General features: G+C 70.8%; 31 protein-coding genes. 7 read left to right on the top strand and 24 right to left on the bottom strand.

Annotated features, from left to right (window positions below; translation table 11 throughout):
• Positions 1 to 172: 172 nt before the first annotated feature.
• The 3 genes from ABZ807_RS09570 to ABZ807_RS09560 all read left to right on the top strand — a co-directional run bounded on the left by ABZ807_RS09570 (position 173) and on the right by ABZ807_RS09560 (position 3,103).
• Entirely contained in the window at positions 173 to 1,204 is a 1,032-nt protein-coding gene (locus tag ABZ807_RS09570; protein ID WP_357154748.1) for a 3-isopropylmalate dehydrogenase, read from the top strand.
• A gap of 412 nt (positions 1,205 to 1,616) precedes the next feature.
• Positions 1,617 to 2,465 (top strand): tyrosine-type recombinase/integrase, encoded by an 849-nt coding sequence (locus ABZ807_RS09565; protein ID WP_357154746.1) that lies wholly within the window; start codon positions 1,617 to 1,619, stop codon positions 2,463 to 2,465.
• 80 nt (positions 2,466 to 2,545) lie between these two features.
• A complete protein-coding gene (locus ABZ807_RS09560; protein WP_357154744.1) occupies positions 2,546 to 3,103 on the top strand; it encodes a DUF2637 domain-containing protein in 558 nt (185 codons plus the stop codon).
• 62 nt (positions 3,104 to 3,165) lie between these two features.
• Here the strand turns inward: ABZ807_RS09560 and ABZ807_RS09555 are convergent, their stop codons facing one another.
• Positions 3,166 to 3,507: a hypothetical protein gene (locus ABZ807_RS09555; RefSeq protein ID WP_357154742.1), complete on the bottom strand. Its 342-nt coding sequence runs from the start codon at positions 3,505 to 3,507 to the stop codon at positions 3,166 to 3,168.
• A gap of 252 nt (positions 3,508 to 3,759) precedes the next feature.
• Positions 3,760 to 3,996 carry a winged helix-turn-helix domain-containing protein gene (locus ABZ807_RS09550; RefSeq protein WP_357154740.1) on the bottom strand — a complete coding sequence of 79 codons (237 nt, stop codon included), beginning with the start codon at positions 3,994 to 3,996 and terminating at the stop codon, positions 3,760 to 3,762.
• A gap of 138 nt (positions 3,997 to 4,134) precedes the next feature.
• Here ABZ807_RS09550 and ABZ807_RS09545 point away from each other — a divergent pair, with 138 nt between their 5' ends.
• Genes ABZ807_RS09545 through ABZ807_RS09535 form a run of 3 tightly spaced genes read left to right on the top strand, consistent with a single transcriptional unit; the run spans position 4,135 to position 4,657 of the window.
• Positions 4,135 to 4,308 (top strand): hypothetical protein, encoded by a 174-nt coding sequence (locus ABZ807_RS09545; protein WP_357154739.1) that lies wholly within the window; start codon positions 4,135 to 4,137, stop codon positions 4,306 to 4,308.
• Entirely contained in the window at positions 4,305 to 4,526 is a 222-nt protein-coding gene (locus ABZ807_RS09540; RefSeq protein WP_357154737.1) for a hypothetical protein, read from the top strand. Before ABZ807_RS09545 ends, ABZ807_RS09540 begins: the two co-directional genes overlap by 4 nt.
• A complete protein-coding gene (locus ABZ807_RS09535; RefSeq protein WP_357154736.1) occupies positions 4,523 to 4,657 on the top strand; it encodes a hypothetical protein in 135 nt (44 codons plus the stop codon). Before ABZ807_RS09540 ends, ABZ807_RS09535 begins: the two co-directional genes overlap by 4 nt.
• A 116-nt stretch (positions 4,658 to 4,773) precedes the next feature.
• On the opposite strand, the gene ABZ807_RS09530 is transcribed toward ABZ807_RS09535, so the two are convergent.
• The 5 genes from ABZ807_RS09530 to ABZ807_RS09510 are packed head-to-tail and all read right to left on the bottom strand — an operon-like array spanning position 4,774 to position 6,786.
• Positions 4,774 to 5,028, bottom strand: a complete 255-nt coding sequence (locus tag ABZ807_RS09530) for a hypothetical protein (RefSeq protein WP_357154734.1) — start codon at positions 5,026 to 5,028, stop codon at positions 4,774 to 4,776.
• Positions 5,029 to 5,040: 12 nt separating this feature from the next.
• Positions 5,041 to 5,322 carry a hypothetical protein gene (locus tag ABZ807_RS09525; RefSeq protein WP_357154732.1) on the bottom strand — a complete coding sequence of 94 codons (282 nt, stop codon included), beginning with the start codon at positions 5,320 to 5,322 and terminating at the stop codon, positions 5,041 to 5,043.
• Positions 5,319 to 5,624, bottom strand: coding sequence for a hypothetical protein (locus ABZ807_RS09520; RefSeq protein WP_357154730.1), 306 nt, complete (start codon positions 5,622 to 5,624; stop codon positions 5,319 to 5,321). The genes ABZ807_RS09525 and ABZ807_RS09520 overlap by 4 nt, the downstream gene beginning before the upstream one ends.
• A complete protein-coding gene (locus tag ABZ807_RS09515; RefSeq protein WP_357154728.1) occupies positions 5,621 to 6,262 on the bottom strand; it encodes a hypothetical protein in 642 nt (213 codons plus the stop codon). Before ABZ807_RS09515 ends, ABZ807_RS09520 begins: the two co-directional genes overlap by 4 nt.
• Positions 6,262 to 6,786: a hypothetical protein gene (locus tag ABZ807_RS09510; protein WP_357154727.1), complete on the bottom strand. Its 525-nt coding sequence runs from the start codon at positions 6,784 to 6,786 to the stop codon at positions 6,262 to 6,264. The genes ABZ807_RS09515 and ABZ807_RS09510 overlap by 1 nt, the downstream gene beginning before the upstream one ends.
• Positions 6,787 to 6,844: 58 nt before the next feature.
• Here ABZ807_RS09510 and ABZ807_RS09505 point away from each other — a divergent pair, with 58 nt between their 5' ends.
• Entirely contained in the window at positions 6,845 to 7,402 is a 558-nt protein-coding gene (locus tag ABZ807_RS09505; RefSeq protein WP_357154725.1) for a DUF3152 domain-containing protein, read from the top strand.
• A gap of 5 nt (positions 7,403 to 7,407) precedes the next feature.
• On the opposite strand, the gene ABZ807_RS09500 is transcribed toward ABZ807_RS09505, so the two are convergent.
• From ABZ807_RS09500 to ABZ807_RS09420, 17 genes are all read right to left on the bottom strand, one after another.
• On the bottom strand, positions 7,408 to 8,115 hold the full coding sequence (locus ABZ807_RS09500) for a hypothetical protein (protein ID WP_357154724.1): 708 nt from the start codon (positions 8,113 to 8,115) through the stop codon (positions 7,408 to 7,410).
• Between the two features lies 1 nt (position 8,116).
• On the bottom strand, positions 8,117 to 9,235 hold the full coding sequence (locus tag ABZ807_RS09495; protein WP_357154722.1) for a DUF5047 domain-containing protein: 1,119 nt from the start codon (positions 9,233 to 9,235) through the stop codon (positions 8,117 to 8,119).
• Positions 9,232 to 10,446, bottom strand: a complete 1,215-nt coding sequence (locus ABZ807_RS09490; protein ID WP_357154720.1) for a carbohydrate binding domain-containing protein — start codon at positions 10,444 to 10,446, stop codon at positions 9,232 to 9,234. Before ABZ807_RS09490 ends, ABZ807_RS09495 begins: the two co-directional genes overlap by 4 nt.
• An 84-nt stretch (positions 10,447 to 10,530) precedes the next feature.
• Positions 10,531 to 11,832, bottom strand: coding sequence for an SGNH/GDSL hydrolase family protein (locus ABZ807_RS09485; protein ID WP_357154719.1), 1,302 nt, complete (start codon positions 11,830 to 11,832; stop codon positions 10,531 to 10,533).
• Between the two features lie 83 nt (positions 11,833 to 11,915).
• The gene (locus ABZ807_RS09480; protein WP_357154718.1) at positions 11,916 to 13,796 is read right to left on the bottom strand and encodes a hypothetical protein; all 1,881 of its coding nucleotides are present in this window, start codon (positions 13,794 to 13,796) and stop codon (positions 11,916 to 11,918) included.
• Positions 13,789 to 14,247, bottom strand: coding sequence for a hypothetical protein (locus ABZ807_RS09475; RefSeq protein WP_357154716.1), 459 nt, complete (start codon positions 14,245 to 14,247; stop codon positions 13,789 to 13,791). The genes ABZ807_RS09480 and ABZ807_RS09475 overlap by 8 nt, the downstream gene beginning before the upstream one ends.
• A 109-nt stretch (positions 14,248 to 14,356) precedes the next feature.
• A complete protein-coding gene (locus tag ABZ807_RS09470) occupies positions 14,357 to 14,698 on the bottom strand; it encodes a hypothetical protein (protein ID WP_357154714.1) in 342 nt (113 codons plus the stop codon).
• Positions 14,698 to 15,108, bottom strand: coding sequence for a hypothetical protein (locus ABZ807_RS09465; RefSeq protein WP_357154712.1), 411 nt, complete (start codon positions 15,106 to 15,108; stop codon positions 14,698 to 14,700). Before ABZ807_RS09465 ends, ABZ807_RS09470 begins: the two co-directional genes overlap by 1 nt.
• A gap of 2 nt (positions 15,109 to 15,110) precedes the next feature.
• A complete protein-coding gene (locus ABZ807_RS09460; protein WP_357154710.1) occupies positions 15,111 to 15,452 on the bottom strand; it encodes a hypothetical protein in 342 nt (113 codons plus the stop codon).
• Positions 15,449 to 16,042, bottom strand: a complete 594-nt coding sequence (locus ABZ807_RS09455; RefSeq protein WP_357154708.1) for a hypothetical protein — start codon at positions 16,040 to 16,042, stop codon at positions 15,449 to 15,451. Before ABZ807_RS09455 ends, ABZ807_RS09460 begins: the two co-directional genes overlap by 4 nt.
• Positions 16,043 to 16,060: 18 nt before the next feature.
• Positions 16,061 to 16,384: a hypothetical protein gene (locus ABZ807_RS09450; protein WP_357154706.1), complete on the bottom strand. Its 324-nt coding sequence runs from the start codon at positions 16,382 to 16,384 to the stop codon at positions 16,061 to 16,063.
• 13 nt (positions 16,385 to 16,397) lie between these two features.
• Positions 16,398 to 17,795, bottom strand: a complete 1,398-nt coding sequence (locus ABZ807_RS09445) for a hypothetical protein (RefSeq protein ID WP_357154704.1) — start codon at positions 17,793 to 17,795, stop codon at positions 16,398 to 16,400.
• 189 nt (positions 17,796 to 17,984) lie between these two features.
• Positions 17,985 to 18,143, bottom strand: coding sequence for a hypothetical protein (locus tag ABZ807_RS09440; protein WP_357154702.1), 159 nt, complete (start codon positions 18,141 to 18,143; stop codon positions 17,985 to 17,987).
• A gap of 12 nt (positions 18,144 to 18,155) precedes the next feature.
• On the bottom strand, positions 18,156 to 18,485 hold the full coding sequence (locus ABZ807_RS09435) for a hypothetical protein (RefSeq protein WP_357154701.1): 330 nt from the start codon (positions 18,483 to 18,485) through the stop codon (positions 18,156 to 18,158).
• A gap of 32 nt (positions 18,486 to 18,517) precedes the next feature.
• A complete protein-coding gene (locus ABZ807_RS09430) occupies positions 18,518 to 19,174 on the bottom strand; it encodes an HK97 family phage prohead protease (RefSeq protein WP_357154700.1) in 657 nt (218 codons plus the stop codon).
• Positions 19,174 to 20,343 (bottom strand): phage portal protein, encoded by a 1,170-nt coding sequence (locus ABZ807_RS09425; RefSeq protein WP_357154698.1) that lies wholly within the window; start codon positions 20,341 to 20,343, stop codon positions 19,174 to 19,176. The genes ABZ807_RS09430 and ABZ807_RS09425 overlap by 1 nt, the downstream gene beginning before the upstream one ends.
• Before the next feature lie 18 nt (positions 20,344 to 20,361).
• On the bottom strand, positions 20,362 to 22,005 hold the full coding sequence (locus ABZ807_RS09420; protein WP_357154696.1) for a terminase: 1,644 nt from the start codon (positions 22,003 to 22,005) through the stop codon (positions 20,362 to 20,364).
• Positions 22,006 to 22,229: the final 224 nt, after the last annotated feature.

Raw genomic sequence — 22,229 nt, 5'->3', positions numbered from 1 at the left:
CACGGGCCCCGTGACCCGTTCGTCATCGACCATAGGCAGCGGAGATGACTGCCCCATGAATGTCACCTGGGAGCCTCCTGAGCATCCGCTTATCCCAAATGTTGGAAGACGCGTACCGGGAAGCGGGACGCCGACGTACCGTGCACGAGAACGACGAGGTGAGGAGCGCCAGGTGGCACGGATCGCGGTGGTGGCCGGGGACGGGATCGGACCGGAAGTGGTCGAGCAGGCCCTCAAGGTCCTCGACGCCGTGCAACCCGGGATCGAGGCCACCCGCTACGACCTCGGCGCGGCGCGGTACCACCGTACCGGCGAGGTGCTGCCCGACGCGGTGCTGACCGAGCTGGCCGGCCACGACGCCATCCTGCTCGGCGCGGTCGGCGACCCCTCCGTCCCGCCGGGCGTGCTGGAGCGGGGGCTGCTGCTCAAACTCCGCTTCGCCTTCGACCAGTACGTCAACCTGCGCCCGTCCCGGCTGTGGCCGGGCGTGCCCGGCCCACTGGCCACCGTCAAGCCGGGCGAGGTCGACCTGGTGGTCGTCCGGGAGGGCACCGAGGGCCTCTACGCGGGCGCCGGCGGCGCGCTGCACCGGGACACCCCGGCCGAGGTGGCCACCGAGGAGAGTCTGAACACCCGGCACGGGGTCGAGCGGGTGATTCGGGACGCCTTCGCCCGGGCCGCCCGCCGGGAGCGTCGCAAGGTCACCCTGGTGCACAAGACCAACGTGCTGACCCACGCCGGCTCGCTGTGGGCGCGCGCCTTCGCGGCCGTGGCCGCCGAGCACCCCGACGTGACCACCGAGTACCAGCACGTCGACGCCGCGGCGATGTTCCTGGTCACCCAGCCCCAGCGGTACGACGTGGTGGTCACCGACAACCTCTTCGGCGACATCCTCACCGACATCGCCGCCGCGGTCACCGGCGGCATCGGGCTCGCCGCCAGCGGCAGCATCAACCCCGGCGGGACGTACCCGTCGATGTTCGAGCCGGTTCACGGCTCGGCGCCGGACATCGCCGGCAAGGGCCTCGCCGACCCGGTGGCCGCGGTGCTCTCCGGCGCGCTCCTGCTCGACCAGCTCGGCCACGCCGACGCCGCCGCGCGGGTGACCGCCGCGGTCGCCACCGAGCTGGCCAGCCGCACCCCGGGCGCACCGCTGCGCACCGAGGAGGTCGGCGACCGGCTCGCCGGCCACGCCGTGGCCTGACCGGCCACCGCCCGTTCCACCGGTCCGGTCCCGGGTCCGCCAGTCCTCGGGGCCGGGCCGGGCCGCGTCCGTCCGGCCGTCGTCGGCGGCTCCGACGCTGCCGCGACGCCCATCCGGATCGTTCGATCTGCGGGGGCGGAGCTATCCGCTGAACGACCGTTCGGACGCCTCACCCGTTCGGCCCACCACCGCGCCCCGCCCGGCCCCCGCCCGGCCGAAGAGCCGACCCGCCGCCGCGACGACGCGCCCGGCATCCACCGCGCCGCCGAACCGCCGCCGCCCCACCCGAATTGACCGCCCCGGCAGCCGATAGCTGCCCGCCCCGCCGCGTCACACCATCAACCCAGTGACGCGCCCGGGCGGCGGCGGCCCCCGCCATCCCGGGCGCTCGACCGCCCACAGGGAGGCGACCGTGACCTACACCGTAGATGCCGCCAACGCCCCGCACAGCCACGAACTGATCATCGGCTTCGTGCGGTACCTCGCCGGCCTCGGCCGCGCGGAATCAACCCGAGACACGTACGCCGACGAACTGTGCCGCCTCGACCGGCAGCTACCCGAAGGGCTGCTCTACGCCTGCGTCGACGAGCTGGTCGACGGCATCCACACCGGCCGCCGCTCCGCCGCCCACATCGCGAAGATCACCGCTGCCGTGACCGGCTTCTTCGGCTGGGCAACCCGGCCGGCCGACCCGCGCCTCGACTTCAACCCGGCTGCGGACCTGCCCCGCGCCACCGTGAAGCCGCGCCGGCCCCGGCCCATCACCACTGACGAGCTGGCCGACATCCTGCGGCGGGCGCGGGAGCCCATGCGCACGTGGTACCTGCTCGCCGCCGGCAACGGGCTGCGCTGCATCGAGATCTCCCGCCTCGACCGGGCCGACCTCACCGAAGAAGCGACGTGGATCCACGGCAAGGGCGGCAAGGAGCGCATCGTCCCAACCCACCCGGCCGTCTGGGCGGCCGTGAAGGACCTGCCGTCCGGGCCGATCGCCCGGACCCGGGCCGGCGCCCACGCCGACCGCGTCCAGGTCCAAGAGCGCGCCAACTACCACCTCCAGACGACGCTCGGCCACAAGACGGTGTCGATGCACCGGCTGCGGCACTGGCACGGCACGTACGTACATCAGGCGGCCGGTGGCGACATCCGCGTGACGCAGGAGCTGCTTGGCCACGCCAACCCGAACACCACCTCTACGTACGTGGCGACGATCGGCGGCGCGAAGGCAGCCGCGGTGCACGCCCTGCCGCTGCCGATCTGAGGACACGAATAGGACGGGCCTGGCCGGACTGGAGTCCACCCACCGGCCAGGCCCTTGACCGACTGCAAAGGAGTCGACCCATGCTCAACCCTACGACCCTCGCGCGGGCCAGCTCGGCGGCAGTTGTCGCCGGCGTGGCCGCCGTCGCGTCCTACTCCCACATGCGGGACCTGGCCGCCGGGCACGGCCAGGGCGTGCTGCTGGCCAACCTGCTGCCCCTGTCCGTGGACGGGATGCTGATCGTGGCCAGCGTGGTCATGGCCGATGACCGCGTGGCCGGACGGCGGCCAAGGCTGTCCGCCGGGGTGTCGTTCGTGGTCGGGGTCGCGGCGAGCATCGCGGCCAACGTGCTGGCCGCGCCGCCGTCCACCGTGGCCAGGGTCATTTCCGCCTGGCCAGCCCTGGCCCTACTGCTGGTCGTTGAGATGCTGGCCAGAGGGCCACGGTCCGCTCCGGACGTTGCCGAGCCGGCGTCGCAGTGCGAGCCAGCCGGGCGGCCGGGGATCGCGCCGGAGACGGCGGTGAGGATCGCCGCGGCGGTGGCCACCCGCCCCGACGCGGACAGGGATGAGGTCGCGGCCATGGCCGGCGTGTCCACGCGGACAGTGCGCCGGTACCTGGCCGGCCAGCCTGCCTGACCGCCGGACAACCACAGCGCCCCCGGACCGCGTGCTGGTCTGGGGGCGCTGTCGTGCTCGGGCTACCGGACGCGGCGGGGCCGGCGTACCTTCGGCGCGGTCACCTCCGGCGGAACGACGTGCTGCTGCGCCGGGTTGACGCGCACCGCATCGTTGACCGTCTCGACCCGGGGCCGCCGATCGGCCGGCAGATGCCCGCGGTCCGCCACGACCACCACGTGCGCCCGGCCCTGCTCCATCAACTCCCGTGCGTCCGGCCAGGTGCGCACGATGCCGGCGAACACGTACCCGCAGGCCTCGACCCTCTCCAGGCAGGGCGCGGCGACGGCGGCGAACTCGGCCGGGTCGGTGGTGGTGGCGGGGACGAAGACGACGGCGTGGTCACGGGTGGCGCGGTGTGGCATCAGGGGTGGCTCCTCTTTTACCGGCGAGCCCCGATAGAACACCCGTCCGACCGGCTGGCGGAAGACCCAAGATCAGGGGGGGCGAGCACGGCCGGTGATCACTGGGCGGGAGCAAGTTGCATGTGGTAACACGCCACAGACCGTGAGGCGTGGGAGCGCTAGCGGCGAGATTCGATCACAGCCGGTCTATGGCCTGTCCGGACATGTTCGCCACGCAGCGCAGCCGGCCGCCGCCCGTTCTCACCGATGCCGCTACGAATCGCGTTCCCCGCGTTCCTCCACGTACACCCCCGCACCGGGCACACCGTACGTCAGCCCGCGCTCCCGCAGGATGATGTGCGCCTTCTGAATCGTCGGCACCGACACCGAGTACAGGATGGCCAGCTCACGCATGCTCGGCAGGGCCGTGTGCGGGGGGTGCTCGCCGGCGGCGATGCGGGCTGCGAGGTCTTCCGCAATCTGCTCGTACGTCAGCCGGCGGGCGGGCATGGATGTGGTGATCTCCGTGGGTTGGGGCCCGCAGATAACACCATGTGCGAATCGCGGCTTCAACAGACTGCTTGCCCTAGAAACCTAGGCTTTCTAGGCTGCGAAGGGTGACCCTCTGACACGGGAGAGTGATCACCCATGGTCCGGCTACTCGCCCACCTTCGCCGCCGACCCGCGCCGCGCATCGACGCCACCGGCCCCGCCATCCAGCGCGCCGAACAGGAGAAGGCCAAGTCGCTGCTGCTCGCCCAGGCCCGCCGCCGCCAGGCCCAGCACCTGCACGACGGGCCGATCTTCGGCGTGCAGTCGTGACCGGCATGTACGACGGGGTGGAGGTGCGGGTGCCGCTGCGGTGCCTCGGCTGCGCCGACACCATCCTCCGGCTGCCGCACATGTGCGCCGGCCAGCGGGAGCTCGTGCCGTACGGCGGCCTCTGCGAGTGCCCACGGTCCGGCTGCGGGCCGACAGCGGCACCGGCGACCAAGCGGCGGGGCGGCACGTTGACCCCGGCCAGTACGGTGCCGGCATGACGCCCCGCTGGAACTTCCGCCTCGGCCCGATCCAGTTCACTGGCGCGTTCGGGGCGCTGTCGTGGGGGATCGTCGCCGTCGTCGTCCTGATCTGCTGCTGCGCCGGCATCATCGGCACGGTCCAGGGTTGACCGACTGACCGCCCGGACAGCACGAAGCGGCCCCGCCCCCGGTGAGGGGAGCGGGGCCGCTTGCATGCTGGTCGGTGCCCGACCGGGACGTCACCGGCGGCACCGCGACGACGATCCTACTCGGACCGGACGACACCCGCCGGCTCGGCCGCCAGCCACGGCACATACCGCCGCAGCCAGCCGTCCACACCCGGGATCGCCAGCACCCGCGTCACCGCGCCGATGACGGCCAGGGCCTGCGCCCCGTACGCCGTCTCGGACAGCCCGGTCTCGGCGAGGATCTGCGGGGCGATGACGAGCGCGGCCACCAGCGCGGCGGCGACGGTCCGGGCGGTCGCCCGCCACGGGTGACGGGTCTGCGTGGGCTGCATCGGTGAGCCTCCTCAGACTCTCGGGGGCCAGATCCAGCGGCCCTGCTGGTCGGGCTCGCCCTCGGTGCGGGACGTCGCCCAGTAGGTGTCGGTGCCGTCCAGGAAGACCTGAAGGTTGACGGCGTCGCCACCGAAGTTGCGGACCACCAGAGCCGGGTACGTCTGGCCCGGGGCGACGAAGTTGTGCCGGCTCCGCTGGACCTCGTCGGTGCCGTTGAGTCGGTCGCCGATGATGATCGAGACGTCCTGCTCGGTGAGGGTGTAGTGGACGAAGCGGCCGATGGTGGGCGTCATGCTGTTCCTCCGTGGGATCGGATGTGGTCTTCCAGGCGGGTCTCCACGCGGCCGATCGCATCCCGCAGCGACGACCCCGAGTTCGGCTTGAGTTCCTTCTCGATCAGGCTGAGCCGCTCCGGCACGCCCGGTACGGCGTCGCGGCCGGGCCGGGCCGGCGCCCCATACCAGTCCTCGCGGAACTCATCGTTCTGCCGCGCGAGCTTCCGCAGCGGCCGACCGATCATCCCGGCGAGGACCAGCGCCGAGACGACCACGCCGAGGATGACGCTGGCGGCAACCCAGCTCTGCAGGTGGCTCACCGGGCTGGCCCGTCGGCGGCGCGGCGCACGATCGCGTCGGCCAGCCGGTCGTAGTCGATGACCACCGGCGGGCGGGCGGCGAGCGCGGCCAGCTTGTCGTCGACCGCCTTCTGCCAGGGCTCGTCGCGCTGCCGCCACCGCACGGCCTCGATGCCGCGCTTGCCGTCGGCCATGGTCGGCATCCCGGACCGCCAGCGGGTGACCGTCTCGTGCAGCTCGTCGAGCTTCGCGCGGTCTTCGGGCAGCATGTCGTCCTCCAAGAGTCCCCAGGGGCGTCGGTCCTGCTCCGCCGTCCGGGTCTGCCGGATCGAGCCGTGCAGGTGCTTGTCGTGCGGGTTGGGCCCGATGTACGGGCGGCGCCGCCATCCGTCGTCGGCGTCGGCGATCTGCCGGTTGAAGATCCAGTAGTGGGCGGACGGGTGCCGCTCGAACGCGGCGATGATCGCGGCGACGTCGACGCCGTCCTTGTCGACGTCGATCGCGTCGACGGAGCCCCGAGAGTTGGGGTTGTGGTCGCTGCGGCTGGCCTGGTGGGCGGCGTCGCCGATCCACCCGTCCGACGTACGGTCCCGGCCCGGCCAGCGGGTGTCGATCTCGGCCCGAAGCACGTCCAGAGCGGGCGCCAGGTAGTAGGCCATCAGGATCCGATCCGGTAGACGGCCAGCGTGGAGACGCCCAACGTCGTCGCCGTCGCGCAATAGATCTCGACCTTGATGATCGTGCCCGCAGCCATCCGACGCGTGCCAGCCGTACCGAACCCGGACTCGGTGAATCCGCCGAACGGGATGCGGAACGGCCGGCCGTCGAGGAAGGCCTGCGCAAACGCCCTCCCCGTCTGGCCATTGGTCACCGTGCCCTGCACGGTCGCCGCGTAGACACCGGCGGTCGGCACCGTCCACTCGAACGCGCTGGGCTTGCCGAACCCACCGACGTTCGAGCTCGCGGCCTGCCAGCGCATCGCGACCAGCGTCGTCGCGGCGATCGCCTGCGGCGTGACTTCCGATGTGGCCTCGAACCCGACCATCGTCCCGAGCGCCGCCGCGTCGACGCGCTGCAGCTGCGTCTCGGCAGCATTGGCGAGGTCCTTCGTCGCGCGGGCGATGTCCGGCGGGTCGTCGGGCACCAGATACGGCAACCCGTAGATAGACGTCGAGCCCGGCATATCAGTCCTCCTTGCGCTGCGCAGCTACCATCGTCCCGACACAGATCGGGAGGCGACGATGCAACGACGAGTGATCGGCATGGGCGTGCTGGCGGCGGTGCTCACCGCGGCCGCGGTCCTCGCGTGGGTCGACGTCCTCACCGACGACCGCCGCGCCCCGGTGGCCGCCGCCGTAGCGCAGGTGCGATACGCGCCGCCGAAGGTGGAGGTCGCCGACGACGTGACCGACATCGACCCGGCCGAGGTCGCCGCCGTCGTCGACCAGGCCGTCAACGACCCGCGCGGCTGGCGCACCAACATGGACGGATTCACGGTGCGGATCGTCCAGCCCGGCTACCGAGGCGTAAACGGCATCGGCCAGCTCGTCGGCGCGGCGTGGGCCGACGAGCAGCTGGCCGTCGTCACCGCCGACGCGTGGATGCGCGTAGGACCGCGGTTCGCCGCAGTGGGCGGCACCCTCGACATGCAGCGCGCCCACATCGTGCTGCACGAGCTCGGGCACCTGATCGGCCACGACCACGAGTCGTGCCCCGCGCCGGGCCAGCCTGCCCCGCTCATGCGTACCGCCACGTACGCCCTCGACGGGTGCACCCTCAACATCTGGCCCAACCCCTGACCTGGTCACAGCGGCATCACCACGAGGACCCGGTCGGAGAAGTCGGCGGTGACGCCCAACTGAGCGCCGTACTTCATCGTGAAGGTGGTAGCGCCGGCGACCAGGCCGGAGAGGTAAAACGTTGCCCCGAACTGGTCGACCCGGTAGGTGCTCGGTGCGCCCGTGTTCGACGCCATGTTGATGGACCGCTGCGGGGATGTCGCCAGCGTGTTGGCGCCCGCAGCCACAAACGACGCCTTGCATCCGCCGAGGGCCGCGGCGGTGGCGTAGCCCATCTGCGAGCTGATGATGACCAGGCACTTGCCGGATCGGCCGATGGTGACGGTGACCTCGGGGCCTACGGTCGCCAGGTCGCCGTAGACCGCCGACGCGGTGCTCTCCTGAGTGCTGATGACTGCCGCGCGGATCGGATTGCTGACGGCGTCCAGGGCGCTCGCCGCGGCCGGGGTGCCGGGGATGGTGAGCCGGCCGAGGATGCACCACGACCCGGCGGCCTGCCCGGTCGCCAGGATCCCCACCACATCGCCGGGGGCGAGCAGCACCGCCTCGTTCGTGTTCAGGATCGGCAGGTTGTCGACCAGCACCCCGTCGACATCGACAGTGTTCTCCGCCGTTAACGGGTTCCATGCGCGGATGATGCCCTGCCGGTAGCGGAGACCGGCCGCGGGCTGCTGGGCGAGTATCGGTGTCAGGTCATCCGTGGCGTACGACATCTCACAGCCCCCCGAGCAGCACGGTCGTCTGTTCCCGCGTCGACCCCGACAGCGGGGTCTCCACAACCAACGGCACCGTCAACCGGTCGAGGACGTGCACCTCGGACCGGCCCGGGTACGTGACCCGAATCGGGTCGTACGGCTCCAGGGCCGCGTTCGGCACCGCCGCGAAGTCCACCGCGTACGGCAGGCCCAGCTGCCGGGCCAGCAGCGACGCCGCAGCGCTGCGCGCCTGGTCCGGGCTGGTGATGAACGGGCTAGAGAAGTAGCGCGGAACCTTGCCGAACGAGCCGTGCCAGTAGGTCGGCGACAGCGGGTTGGCGTCGACGACCACCGCCCGGGCCGGGCTGGTCGTGTCCGCGCCCTCACCGGTCGCGACCACGCCGTTGTAGACGCCCTGCCGGGTCAGCCGCCGGCCGACCTGCAGCAGCACCCCATCCCGCCCGTGGTTGACCTCCCACACCGGGCTGGTCGGCGACGGTGGGGTGCGGACCACCAGAATGCCCCGGTGGTCCCACCACCAGATTTTGCCGACGCTGGTGACAAGCTCGTCGAGGACGGCGTACCGGTCCTCCTCCGCGATGATCTGCCGGCCGATCGGCTGCCCGCTGGTCGCGTCGTCCCACTCGATCGTCGCCCACGGGTAGATCTCCCTGACCAGCGCCGACATGACCGCCCCGTACGTCGTCGACGCGGTGAAGGCCCGGGGCCTGGCAAGCCGGCCGTCGACGATGCCCGACATGCGGTCCTGGCCGGAGACGCGGATCGGCCCGTCCGGGGCCTGGTCCTGCTCGTCGGTGTCGATGCGGAAGTAGCCGAGGCTCACCCACTCGGTGACGCCGTTGCCGTAGCGGACCCCCCGCCGCACGAACACCTCATTGCCGTACGGGGCGAGCAGGTCGCCCGCCCGGGTCGGCCACATGCCCTTACCTTCGGTCGCCATCTCCAGCGTCGACCGGACCTGCTGCCCGCCGTCGACCTGGACATCCCCGCCCTCGATGCCGATGACCGTCCCCGACGGCTGCACACCGGTCTGCCCGGGGGCGACGACGCGGGCCTCGCACACCGCCCGGTGGGAGCCGCGCACGGCGCGGAGAAACTGGTTGCTGACTGGTCTCACGGCACGATCACATCCGTCGGGTCGCCGATGAGCTCCATCAGGCTCAAGCAGGTGTCGTGCGCGGCCAGGACCGCGGCGCAGGTCGGGTAGGTGGTGAGCACCGTCTGGCAGGTGACGGTCGCCCCCACGACGTCCGGGCCCGGCGCGGCGATCTCCGTACACGGCAGCTCGAACACCCGCCGGGTCGACCGGCGGCCGGTACGCCGCTGCGTGGTGTCACCGATGACCACATACCCGCCGGGCACGCCGACACCAGCCGGCACATGCACGAGCATCGGATCGCCGGACGCGAGGACCAGGTCCAGCTCTCTGGCATCGCCGAGCGTCTCGGTGAGGACCTCAAGGGTCCACCGGCGGGAACCGCGCACGTCGTTGACGGCCACCGGGAAGCTGCGGCCGATCACGTCGAATACCCCGGCGCGGGAGGGCCGCTCCACATCCGAGTAGTCGAGGACCGTCACCTTGCGGTTCAAGAACGGCCGGCTGACCGACTTCAGCCACACCCCGCCGATGGCCGGGGTGATCGACCCGGAGAACACCGGGCTCCCCCCAATCACGACGAAGTACGCCTCATCGACACGCATCGTGTTGGTGGTGGGAGGGGTGCCGCTCATCGACGCGGCCACGAAGGTCGCCTGCGTCGCCCCTACCGGGGCCTCGCCGGTGACCTCGAAGTACGTCCACGCCCCCGCCGACATGGACACGGTCGAGCCGAGCGTCTGGGACAGGATCGCGCCTCCAGCGTCCCGCCAGATGATGCTGATGCCGGCGGTGCGGGCGACCGTCGACCGCAGCCAGTCCGATGCGATGTAGAAGTTGCCGGCGGTGACCGGGAGGTTCACCGTCCGGGCCTGCACGGCGGCGGTGACGCCATCGGGGGTGAGGAGCAGCGACGCGGCGCCCTCGTGTGGCGTCGTCGTCGACTGGGCAACCGTGCCGCCGTTGCCCGTCCACCCGGAGGTGTCCGTCTCGATGTACGGGTTGGCGTTCTTCGCCGGCCCGATTTCCCAGCCCAGCGGCGAGATGAACGCCCGCACCCGGTAGTAGTTGGCGACGTCGGGGGCGAACTCGTAGTCGCTTACCGACACCCAGCCGCCGGCGGTCACGGGCACCGCCGAGCCGCCCCGCACGGTCGTCCACCGCAGCTGATCGGTGGACCGCTCCACCAGCGCGTACGCAGCCGACGACGGGATCTGCACCGACACCCGCACCCGCGACAGGATGGGGTCATAGGACAAGCCCGCGGGGGCTGGCCCGGAACCGCTACCAGCGGGGATCGGCACCGTGCACCTCCGTCACCTGGTCAGGATCGCCGTGGCGATGTGGTCGGCGATCAGGCCCTGCCCCTTGTCGCTGTTGTGCGCCTCGTCGATGTAGAGGCCCAGGGCGGTCGCCTCCGCGGTGCCCTGGTCGGGAATCCGCGACCGCAGATCCAGGGTGGCGACGTCCGCGTCGGCGGCGGCAATCGCGTCCATCTGCGCCAGGTAGCTCGACCATGTCGCCTCGGTGGCGGTGCCCCGCTTCGGCATCTTCAGCAGCAGGATCGACCCGGACCAGCCGGCGGTGCGGACGTTCGCGATCAGCGTCTCCAGGGCGGTCTTGAACGCCGCCGGGGTGGTGCCGCCGGTGGCGTCGTTCGCCCCCCACGCCATCACCAGCAGGCCCGAACCCGGCACCGCCCCCAGCGCGCTGTGCCACAACGCCGAGCCGGTGAACGTGGCCAGGGTCGCCCCCGAGCGGGACGCGTCGATCACCCTGACGCCGGCGGACTCGTCGCCGTTGTACGTGACCAGGCCCTCCAGCAGCACGTTGCCCGGCGACGCGGTGGTCGTCGAGGAACGCTGCACCAGCACCGTGTGAGCCCCGGCGGTCAGGGCGCCGGAGTCCCACAACAGCACACCGCTGGACGTGGACCCGGCAACCCCGTCAACCACCACCTCAGCGGCCCCGTTGAGGCGCACCCCGTACTTGCCGACCGCAGCGCCCTTGGTGCCGTACACCCTGGCCCTGGTCCCGGTGAACGTGAACGTCACCGACTCGCCGGCCGGGATCACCGCCGACCGCAGACCCAGCCCATGATCCGACTGGGTCACCCCAGCCGTCGCCGTGCGCGGGTAGTCGGCGGGGATCGGCGACACCCGCGGCGACGCGCAGATGTACGGGAACGTCGCGCCCGTCACCCCGACAGGCTGGAACCGGGACCGCAACTCGGACTGGAGCACCTGCAACCAGCGCCGCGTCACGGACGTCGCGCCGTACCCCTCGGAGATCGAATCGCCGAACACGACGACGGAGGCGATCGACCCGTACCGGCCGCCGAGGGTCGCGAACCACTTCCGCAGCGCCGGGTTGTGCCCCGCCGTGGCTGAGAGGCTGTCGAGCCGGCCGTTGTTGTCCGCGTCGATGGGGAACGCCGGCCCGCCACCGACACGCACCCACAGCCGGTCCACGGCGCTGTCGGGGAACCAGAACACGGGAAGCTGCCCATACGCGTCGAGGGTCACCGTCGACCCGCCGATCGCGGCACCCGGAGCCGTCGACCCGTCGTAGGCGCGGATGTCCGCCAACACCGTGCCGGCCGCGTCGGAGTACACCACGGCGTTCCTGCTCGCCGCCGGCGCACCCGAGGGCAAGTACGCATACCGGGACCCTGCATCCGGGCCGAGCAGACGCGCCACGACTACCTCCCCGCCCCGGCGCCAACGCGCCGCTTCAACCCGCGGTTGTGCTCACGCAGGTTGATCTGCACCACCTGCTGGATGCCGTGCCCCAGATCCAGGGTCAGGTTCAGCACCTCGGGGCCGGCGGCCACCGCCTGGCCGCGGCCGCCCCACGCCACCTCACCGCCCAGCCAGTCCCGCACCACCGTCTCCGCGATAGACCGCGACCGGCCCAGGTCACCCCGACGCGGAATGAACGCCTCACCGCCGGTCTCCCGCTCCCCGTACAGCACCGTCGGGCTGGACGTGAAATGGGCCGCGAGCATGCCGCCCCTGGCCATGTGGTGGTCGATGCCACCCCACCGGCGCACCTGGGTACCGACACCCGGAATGCGGTGGTCGCCCTTGGTGGTCACCTGCACGGTGACGTTGGCGACCGTCCCGTCAGCCTTGCGAACCTGCTTCATGAACGTCTCAAGCTTGGTGGTCGCCGGCCCGGTGTTGACGTTGATGTTCGTGTTGACGTTCTTCGGCGTCTTCAGCAGCTGGGCGGCCAGCTCCGCCGCCTTCGTCTTGGAGAAGCCGGCCTTCTCCGCCATCGCAATCAGCTTCGCCCGGTTCGTCGAGTACGCGGCGGCGGCCTTACCGGCGCTGATCCCCGACTTGTCGCCAGCCTCAGTCTCCGTGTTGAACGCGTCGGCAAGGTTGAGCAGCGACGTCATGTTCGCGTCTGCCCGCTCCTTGTTGCTCATCTTCGCCTTGGCGTTCTCCTTGATCGCATCGGTGGCGTTCCGCACGGCATCCCGCGACGCGATCTGCGCCCGGGCAAGGGAGATGTTCGAGTTGACAAACTCGTCGGCCTTCTGGCGCACGTTCGTGATCCCCGCCGCCGCGCCGTTGGCGTCGCCAGCCAGGGCCTGGAAGCCACCAGACAGGTTGAACGCGCTGGTCTTCGCCCCGTCCTGACTGTTCTCCAGCTCCTTCAGCTTGCCGGACAGCCCAGGCACAAACCGGGCCACCTTCTCGAACGCCTCGGTGAGCAGATTCAGCATGAAAAACACGCCACGGACGCCTACCTCGAGGATCAGGAACACGCCCTTCAGCGCCAACCCCATCGCCGCACCGTTGTCCGACAGCATCCGGAAGCCGTCACCGACGGCCGCGAGCAGCCGCTGGATGCCCTCGCCGACCACCGAGATGACCGGGCCAGCCTTGGTCACCGCCGCGGCGATCCCGGACAGCGCGGCCTGGGCGCCGCGGCCGATCCGATCGGTCAGCGGACCGAGCCAGGTGGCGCTCACGTCGAAGATCCGGCGCAGGCTGGGCAGCATCCCAGCGAACAGACCCTTGGCCCGCTTCACCGCGTCGAGGGTGGCCGGCACGAACCGGCCGGCAGCGGTTTGCAGCTGCGTGCCGACGGTCTCCTTCAGGTCGTCGAAAGCACCTGCCACCCGCGCGTCCTGCGACGCGATCAGCACACCACCGACCACGCCACCGAGCCCGGCGCCACCGACGATCGCACCCGCTACCGCCGGTCCGGCGGCCACCGCCGCACTGACCAGCACCGCCGACATCGCCAACGCCACCTGCGGGCCCGCCGACGACACCGCCTTCGACAGGCCACCGCCGACCGAGCCCCCCAGCTCGGCCAGCTTCCCGAGCCCGGAGCCGATGCCGCGCACGAACTTCTTCCCCGCGCTGTCGCCGGAGCTGGCCCACCGGTGGGCGGCACCGCCCACCTTGGAGAAGCCACGACCCCACTGGGCGAAGCCCTTGTTGAGCTGCGCGGTGACCTTGTTGCCCTGGTCGCCGACCCGCTTGATGTTCCGCTCGGTCGACTTGACGCCCGGACTGGTCTTGTCACGTAGAAGGATGTCGACTTCGACGTCCCTGTCAGCCACGGCGGATCACCCCCAACGCCTCGTCGACGGCCTCGACTGCGGCGGCCCGCCACTGGTCGACCTCGGTGGACGGCTCCGAGAAGAACCCGGGCGTCACCTGCTGGAAATGCCAGTCGGCGTCACCGCGGCGACCCCACGACGGGGCGGCCACCCTGCCCTGGTCGATGCGCCGCAGGTCAACCTTCGGCCGCTTGTCCGGGAATCCCTTACGGCGGCCCTTCAGCTTCACGCCGGCGGCCCGGCCCTGCAGTTTCACGGCGGCGGTGATGGACAGCTTCGACACCCACTTGCCGAACCCGCCGCTGCTGGGCAGCGTGGCCAGGGCCCTTTTACGGATCAGCTTGCGGACCTCAGGCACCGGCTTGCGGACCGCCTTCGCCAGCGCGTTCGTAACCTCCTTGCGGCGGTCGAACGTCCGGAGGTCACGGATCAGCTCGTCGAGCGAACCCACCCCGATCACCCCCTCGCCGCGCGGCGTCGGGCCGCGTGCTCTTCCTCGATGAAGTCGACGAGGGTGGCAACGTCCCTCGGGTGCCAGTTCTCCAGGCCGGCCGGCCCCGTCAGCGGCTGGCCCGTGCGCCACGCGAGCGCGACGAGGTCGTGTCGGACGGAGCCGGCTGGCCAGGGTCCAGGCCGTCACCCGGCTCGTCCGGCTCCGGCTTGTCGACGACCTCGATGCACTGCGCGTCGAAGTCCGGCCACGACAGCCCGGTCATGCCCCGCCGTGTCATGGCGGACCAGGCCAGCCACCGGTAGCCGAGGTGCACCCGGCTGTGGATGTCGTCGAAGGGGCAGCCAAATTCCTGCACCTCCCACTTCGCCACGTCACGCTGGTCGGCGACCACCTCGTGGGTGGTGCCGTCCTCCATCTCGACCTGGAATTCGAGCAGCAGCGTCGCCATCAGGCGCTGGTCCCGAACACGGGCTGCCCGATGACCGGCAGCGACAAATCCTGGGTGAGCCAGTTGCCCTGCTCCCCGCCGAACTCCGGCATCAGCGCCACGATCGTGAAGGTGGCGGTCGCCTGCGCGGTGCCGACCTTCGGCTGCAGGATCACTTCCAGCTCGCCGCCGTTCGCGTCGCGCAGCGCCTTCGCCAGGCCGCCCGTGACGTTGATCTGGAGACCGGCCAGTTCGAACGTCCAGACCGGGGAGTCGACGTCCTGAAGCACGCCGTCCGGGACGAGGGTCCGCAGGGTCTGAACCGGCTGGTCGGGCACCAGCCGGGCCTTGGTGACCTGGTTGGCGTACTGGATTGTCGCGATCGTGACAAGCGCGTTCTTGTAGACGTGGGCGCCCACTGCGGCCGGCATGGTCATTCACTCCTCATGGTGATCTGGAGGCCGTGCAGGTCTCCGGCGCCCGTGTCGAACTTCACCGGCGCGATGGTGTCGACGAACCCCACATCCAGGAGCCCGTCAACAAGCTGTTCGTGGTGGGCGTCGATCCACTCCGACGCGGCGACCTCACCACCCGGTAGCACGATGAGGATCCGCCAGGTGACGGTGAACGACCGCCCCGCCGCTCGGTCGAGCGAGGACAGCAGCGGCCACCCGTCGCCCGGCTTCGTCGCCTTCGGCCGGTACGCGTAACCCTTTACACCCTCGACGGTGGTGAGGGCATTGGCGATCGTGGTCCGGTCCCCGACAAGACTCATCCGAACACCACCGGCCGATATGGCGCCTCCAGCCGGCGGACCTCCGGGTCGGAGCCGGGCAGCACGGTCGACCCCACCTCAGCGTCGCCCTGAAGCACCGCGAGGGGCATCTTCCGCATCTCCAAGTTCCGCGCCACCCGCCGCTTCAACGCCTCAGCGAGATCCGGCGGGTACACCGCCCGGATGCGGCACACCGCGCGCTGCGCGGCGGCCTCCGCGTCCACCGCCGACTGAACCTCTTCCAGGGTGTGGCTGGTCGCGCCGAGGTACTCGACGACGTCGGCGGCGTCCGGCATCCCTGACCCGGGGGTCACCGCCAGGGCGTGCGCGGCGAAGTCGGCGACGTCGCCGGCGCCGGTGACCCGGGCGATGTACCGGCCAGCCGTGGCCGCGGTGTAGGCAGCCCGGTACCGGCCGGCGGCGACCGTCTCCACGGTCGGGGTGGCGGTGGTACCGGAGGGCAGGGTGACCACCACGGACGGCGTGACAGTGACGGGGACACCGTCGAGGCCGGTCACAGCCACGTCGATCAGCCACTGCCCGCCAACAGGCAGCAGCACCGACGTCGCCGAGATCGCCCGCACGCCCATGGTGGCCACCTCCCCCGGTCAGATTCCGCCGAGGACGTAGTACTTGACCTCGGTGGCAGCGCCGTCGATCGCGACCTGCACCCGCCGGTTCACGTCGCCCCACTCCACCGGCACCCGCCCGGACTTGACCTGCCCGGCCGCCAGCGAAATCGTCCGGTCGGCGACGGCCAGGTCCCCGACCGTGTTGTTGGTCGTCAGGGTGACGGTGTGCGCGCCGACGCCCGTGTTCCGCCAGAGCACGACCGAGCCGGCCGGGACGGTGTCGGCCGACGCGGTGCCGGTGCGCTCGGTGGTCGCCGTGCCCACGCTGCTGGCGACGTTGTCTGCTGCGTAGTCAGCCATCGGTCCGCCTCGCTTACGGGGTCTTGGTGACGCGGCCGAACGCGGCCGGCTTCAGCGTGTTGTAGGCGACGTAACCGCCGTAGGCCACCTGCACGCCCAGCACGGAGGGCAGCACCGCGGTCAGCAGACCGATCCGCTCCTCGTACACCTCGGTCCACCGCTTCGGCCCGAGCACCAGCGTGCCGTTCGGCATCGACGGCACCACGATCCGCGGCAGGCGCAGCAGGTCACCGACGAACGAACCGGGCGACGTGGAGCCGGGCTGCTGGTTGGACGCCAGCTGCGACTCGATCAGCGGCCCCAGCGTCGTCCACATGTCCAGGGACGCCCAGATCGTGTCCGGCAGCCGGCCCGCACCCGTGTACGAGGTGGCGGCCGCCGCGTACAGCGCCTCGATCCACTTGCTCAGCGGCTGCGCACCGGTGGCGACCGTGGAGCCCGCCGTCGCGGCCGGAACCGCTGCGGCGAACGCATCGCCGGCGGCATTCTCGGTCTGCAGCGCGTACTGCTCCTGCAAGTCGTTGAGGATCGCATCCCACGCGGCCGGCGACGTCCAGTCGATGTCCTGCCGGGACACGTCGAGGTAGCCGCCCCACGTCTCCTTCGTGAAGGACACGGAACCGATGACGAGCTTCTGCGAGCCCATGCCCGTGCTCGTCGCCTGGGTGGTCTGCTTCCCGACCGCCGAGTGCGCGGTGATGACCGGCCGCTTGAACGACTCACCCGCGAAACCGAGCGGCTTCGCCCCCAGCGAGTCGATGAACGGCCGCGCCGCGTCGACGTCGTTCATGACCTCGCCGATGATCGACACCGGCAGGACACCCGGCGTGTCCGCCGTCACCTGCGTGACACGGGCCTGCGACGGGTCGTTCGCGAGCCGGTTCGCGGCATCCCGGGCATTCGACCGGGCGACCGCGATGTCGGCGTCGGCCACGCCCGCGAAGATGACACCGGCCGACAGCAGACGCTCCCGCGCGTCCTGGTCGGACTGGCCGCCCATGTGCTGCGGCGCCGCGCGCAGCTGGTCGACGATCACCTGGCCGCGGCTGCGGTAGTTGTGGGAACGGGTGTGGGTCTGCGCGCCGAGCCCGGTCCGGCCGGTGCCCTCGCCGCCGCCGGGCTGCGCGGCCGGGGTCGGCCGCGGGTAGTTACGCGCCACCGTGTCACCCGCCGAGCGGAGCTGCTCGAACTCCTCCAGCGGCTTGATCTGCGAGTCGAGCTCGCCGATCCGGGTACGGGTGCGGCTGAGCGTCTCCTGCTCGGTCTGCGACAGGTCACGGCGGGCGCCGTCCGTGCCGCCGGTCATCGCGCCCTGGACGGTGCGCTCGATGAACGCCTCCAGGTCGTGCCGCTCGCCGTACAGCGACGTCAGGAACGGCGACCGGGACGCGGGCGTGGGGTTGTCTGGCATCGGCCCTCCCGGGCACTCGAACGGAATGTGTGATCTCCGGTCGGGTGTCTCCGGGTGGTCCGCCGGGTGGACGGGCAACCCGTCCGGCGCGGCGGCCGGCGCGGTAGACGGCGCGGCCTTCTAGCGGCCGATGATACGCCACGGCCCCCCGACGCTGGCAGCGTCAGGGGGCCGCGGGAACCACACGGCTCAGGCGGGATGCAAAGCGGCGACGGCGTTCGCCTGGGCCAGAGTGGAACACTGGGCGACAAGCACCCCGTTCCACATGACCTCGAATCGCAGCTCATTCACCATCTCGGCGGTTTTCCCCTTGGCGCCCACGGTGTCACGGACGACTGCTGCAGCCATGGCCGGTCCTCCTTACTTCGTGACGGCGAGGCCGACACGGTCGGCGAACTGGGCGACCTGCTCGGCGGTCGCGACCCCGTCGTGCTGGTTCGGGTCGACGCCGATACGCCGCTGAACCCGCTGCCACGAGCGGGGCAGCTCCATCGACGGGTCCTGAGCGCCGAACCGGTAGAGCTCCGCGTTCAGGGTGTCGACGAGGTCCTGGTCGTCGTCGGCGCCGTCGTTGATGGCGGCCAGGATCGCCTTGATGGACAGCGACGTCTCCTGCTCCGCTGCGGCGTCGGCCGCCGGCTGCGGGTCAGGGGTGGTTTCCGGCTGCGTGGTGGTTGCTGCTCTGGCCATTCGAGATAGTCCTTCCTACGGATTTCCGGGGCTCAGCTCGCGAGCGGCCCCGCCTTCACCTGCTCAAGATATGCGGCCCACTCATCCAACTCGCGCGCCGCCGACTCCCTCACCCGCTGCGGCTCGCACGACCGGATCCACTCCACTGCCGCCGACTTGAACGCCGGCGTCGACACCAACGACACCGATATCAACCGCGCCTCCAGCCGCGTCACCAGATCCTTGTACTTCGGCCCCAACTCCGGGTTGTAGTCCTGGGCGTACGTCCACGCCGACCGGATCGGATTGAACCGAATCGACATGTACCCCAGCATCGACCGGCCGTTCTCGTCCGGCTTTGCCAGCTGCGCCGCCCGCTGCGCCTTCAGGCTGTCGTCCAGCTTCCACACGCCGCGCAGCGCGTTGCCGTCGTCGTGCCACTCGTGCGCGACACCGATCGGCCACGCCTCGAACGACATCGGCGCATACATCGGCATGTCGTCGTGGAACACGTGCAGCGGCAGGCTCCGGGCGGCCTCCTTGATGCTCTTCGCCAGCGAGCCGGGGGCGAAATCCTCCATGAACATGCCGATGTCCGCGGCCTCGCCGTACGGCACCGCCACCGCCGACAGGTACTTCAGGTTGTCGGTCGTCTCCACCTCGAGCAACTGCAGTGGAGCCGTCCGCCGCTCGTCCGGCAGCCTGCTCATCACACGGCCTCTTCCTGGTTGTCGTCTTCGGCGCCGCCCGGCAGCACCTTCAGCGATGGCGGTCCCGGCGGCGCGGCCGGCTCCGGCTTCTTCAGCTCCCCGAACTCGGGTTCGGTCGGCAGGGACTGCCGAATACGCCACTCCTCGGCGGTCATCAGGCCGGCGTTCACTGCGGCCACACCCGACTGCACCTCCGTCGCGAAGTCGTCCCGGGTCAGCTGCAAACGATCAAACCGAACCGACCGGCCGTACGGCAGCCACGCCAGCGACCACACCAACTCGAGGTCGGACATCACCGGCTCCAGCGACGTCCGCAGCAACGTCAGGAACATCGGGCCGGGTGACTTGTACGTGTGGCTACTCGACTGGCCGCCGAGCCAGTACGGGTCGAGGTTGCACGCGTTCGCCACGTCCACCAGCGACAGCTTCCGCGCCTCGATCATCTGGGAGTCCACCGGCGACCACGACAGCGGTATCACCTCGGTGCCGTTCGGCAGAACCGCGGGCCGGCGGCCCGGACCCGTGAACTTCTCCTCCCACGTGTCCTTCGCGGCCTCAGCCTCCTCCGGGCTGAGCGTGTGCTGCGGCGCGATCACCGCCACCGACGGAACACCACCCCCGGTCAGGTTCTTCGACTCGGCGGCCTCCTCCAGGCCGGCCCGGTTCAACGTCTTCAGGTGCTCCTCGACGACGCCGACCCCACGCCACGGCGCGCCCTCGGCCGCACCCCGCTGGGCGTGCACCACATCGCCGCGCGGCACTTTCCGGCCGTTCAGGTAGTAGTCCACCCCGCCGTCCTCGGTCGACGCCGGATCGGCGACGTGCCACATGTGCGCCGGGAACCATCGGACGCCCCGCACCCCACCTTCCGCGTACCGCATGGTGACCATGTGCACCGCGTTGCCGTGCAGCAGATAGTCCTCGACATGCACCCGAGCGAACGTCGACCTGGCACGCAAATTCACATCCGGCAGCTGCAGCAGCGGCGGCCGCGGCTTTGTCAGCTCGTCGCCAGAAAACTGGTCGATAGCGCACTGCGAGATCAGCCCGCCGTACAACTGCAACGCCCTGCCCATACCCGGCAGCGACCGGGCGGAATTGACGTCCCACACCTGCCGGGTGAGGGTGGCCGGATCAACGACCGGCGGCCACAACTGCCCAGAGACCATGAGGGGCCCATCCTTTCGTCATCTAATTATGAACCGTCCAAGGTCAGGCGGAAGAGTCCGTGCCAGATGCACCGCACCCGCCGCCGCATAGACCGCATTCACGTGACCCTCGCCCTTGCGGCTGAACACCTTCGTGTTGCCGCGGGACAGCCACTCCGCGCCTTCCACCTGGTTGTTCAGCAGCGGATCATTCGAGTGCAGCACCTCGATCGCGTCGACCAGGTCCGCAAAGCCCATGCACACCGCGCCCGTCTCGCCCCTGATCTCCTCGACCTTCACCCCCGGCGGGGGCCACGCCGCCCGGCCCGGCTGGCCCTTCTTCGCCGGGTCCGCCAGGTCAGCGGTCAGCGCCGCCGTCGAGCTATCCGGGAACCACCCGAACGCCGCCGGCCGGGTACGCGCCAGCAGTGCCGGCAGCTCCCGCCGCACCTTCGCCGTGCAGCCCTGCCCCTCCCATGCCTTGACGAAGTCGATGGCGACCTTTCCGCTGGGAAGCACTGCGGCGGAGTACAGCACCGCGTGCCGCAGATCTGGCGCCACGTCCAGCACCATCGCGACCCGGGACCGCACCTCGTCCAGGCCGCTGCCGACGCCGCAGTCCTTCCACGCGCCGGGGTCGATCGCCGGATCGAGAAGCTTCACTCGGATGCACATGTGCTCGGTCTTGAAACCGGTCAACGCCCGACCGCCGAGCCGGACCGCACGGCGCGCGTTCGCCAGCAGCTTCGCCCCGTCCTTGCGGATGTTCATGTTCGGGTTGGCCTGCGCCAGGGCGTACACATCGGTCGGGTCCGCATCCTCCGGCGCCGACCACTCGAACAGCCCGAACTGATAGTCACCCGGGCTGTCGTCGGCGGCGAGCAGCTCGGCCACGCCGCGCTCCCCGGACTCCTGGTCCCACCACTCGATGAACTCCCGGGCCGTGTCCTGAAGGTCGTTGAGCACCACCGACTTCGCGCTGCCCGCGTTCGACAGCCCCCAAATCTGCGAGCCATCCACCGCGCTGGTCGTCGGCTCCGCCGCGTCCCACGCCTCGTAGCTGTCGTGCTGCCGCAGCTCGTCCAGGATCAGCCGATCGATCGACAGCGACCGGCCACCCTCCTCATTGCTGGCCGCGATCTTGTACCGGCACGCGTCCAGGTCGTCGACGTCCCCCGACGGCGCGTACACCAACTCCTGCTCCCCGTTGGCTTTCCGCACCCCGCCGCGCTTCGGAATGCCGGCCTTCAGCTCGGGGACGCTGCGGGCCAGCTTCACCGCCTTCAGCCACGACTCCCGGGCGTAGTCCAACTTCGTCGACGTGCCGAGCACCATCGGCAGCTTCCCGCGGAACAGCCAGAACAGGGTGAGCACCACCAGCAGGTGCGTCTTCCCGTTCTGCCTGGCAACCAGGATCAGCACGGTGGTGAACCGCGGCGACCCGTCGGGCAGCAGCTCGCCGGCGTGGATGGCCGCCCACCGCTCCCACGGGTCGAGCGGCTTCTTCAGGGCGTCCCGGGCGAAGGTGTCGACCTCGAACCCATAGCTGGTCGGCGGCGTCAGCGCGCACCCGCAGCCGCACGGTCCGGGCGGGCCGACGACCAGCGGCCGGGTCCACAGCCGCGGCACGGTGCTGCCGAGCACCACGGGGGCCGGGACCTGCGGCTCTACGGTTCCGGTCATCGATCGCCTTCCATCAAGTCGTGATCGGGGAGAGAGAAAGGACACGTACCCCGGGGTGTCCGGCCATGATCGCCTGGCCAAAACGGGGGGTCACCATCGGGTTTTGCTCCTGCCTTGCGGGTCGGGTGCCTTGGTCGGGTCTCCGATGGCCAGGTTGCAGGGTTGGCATGCGGCCACGATGTAGCGGGGGTCATCGCCTGTGACGCTGCGTCCGAGGGTGTGGT

This window comes from Micromonospora sp. NPDC047548, from assembly GCF_040642975.1.
GTDB lineage: Bacteria > Actinomycetota > Actinomycetes > Mycobacteriales > Micromonosporaceae > Micromonospora.
This window is presented reverse-complemented; position numbering and strand designations above follow the sequence as displayed.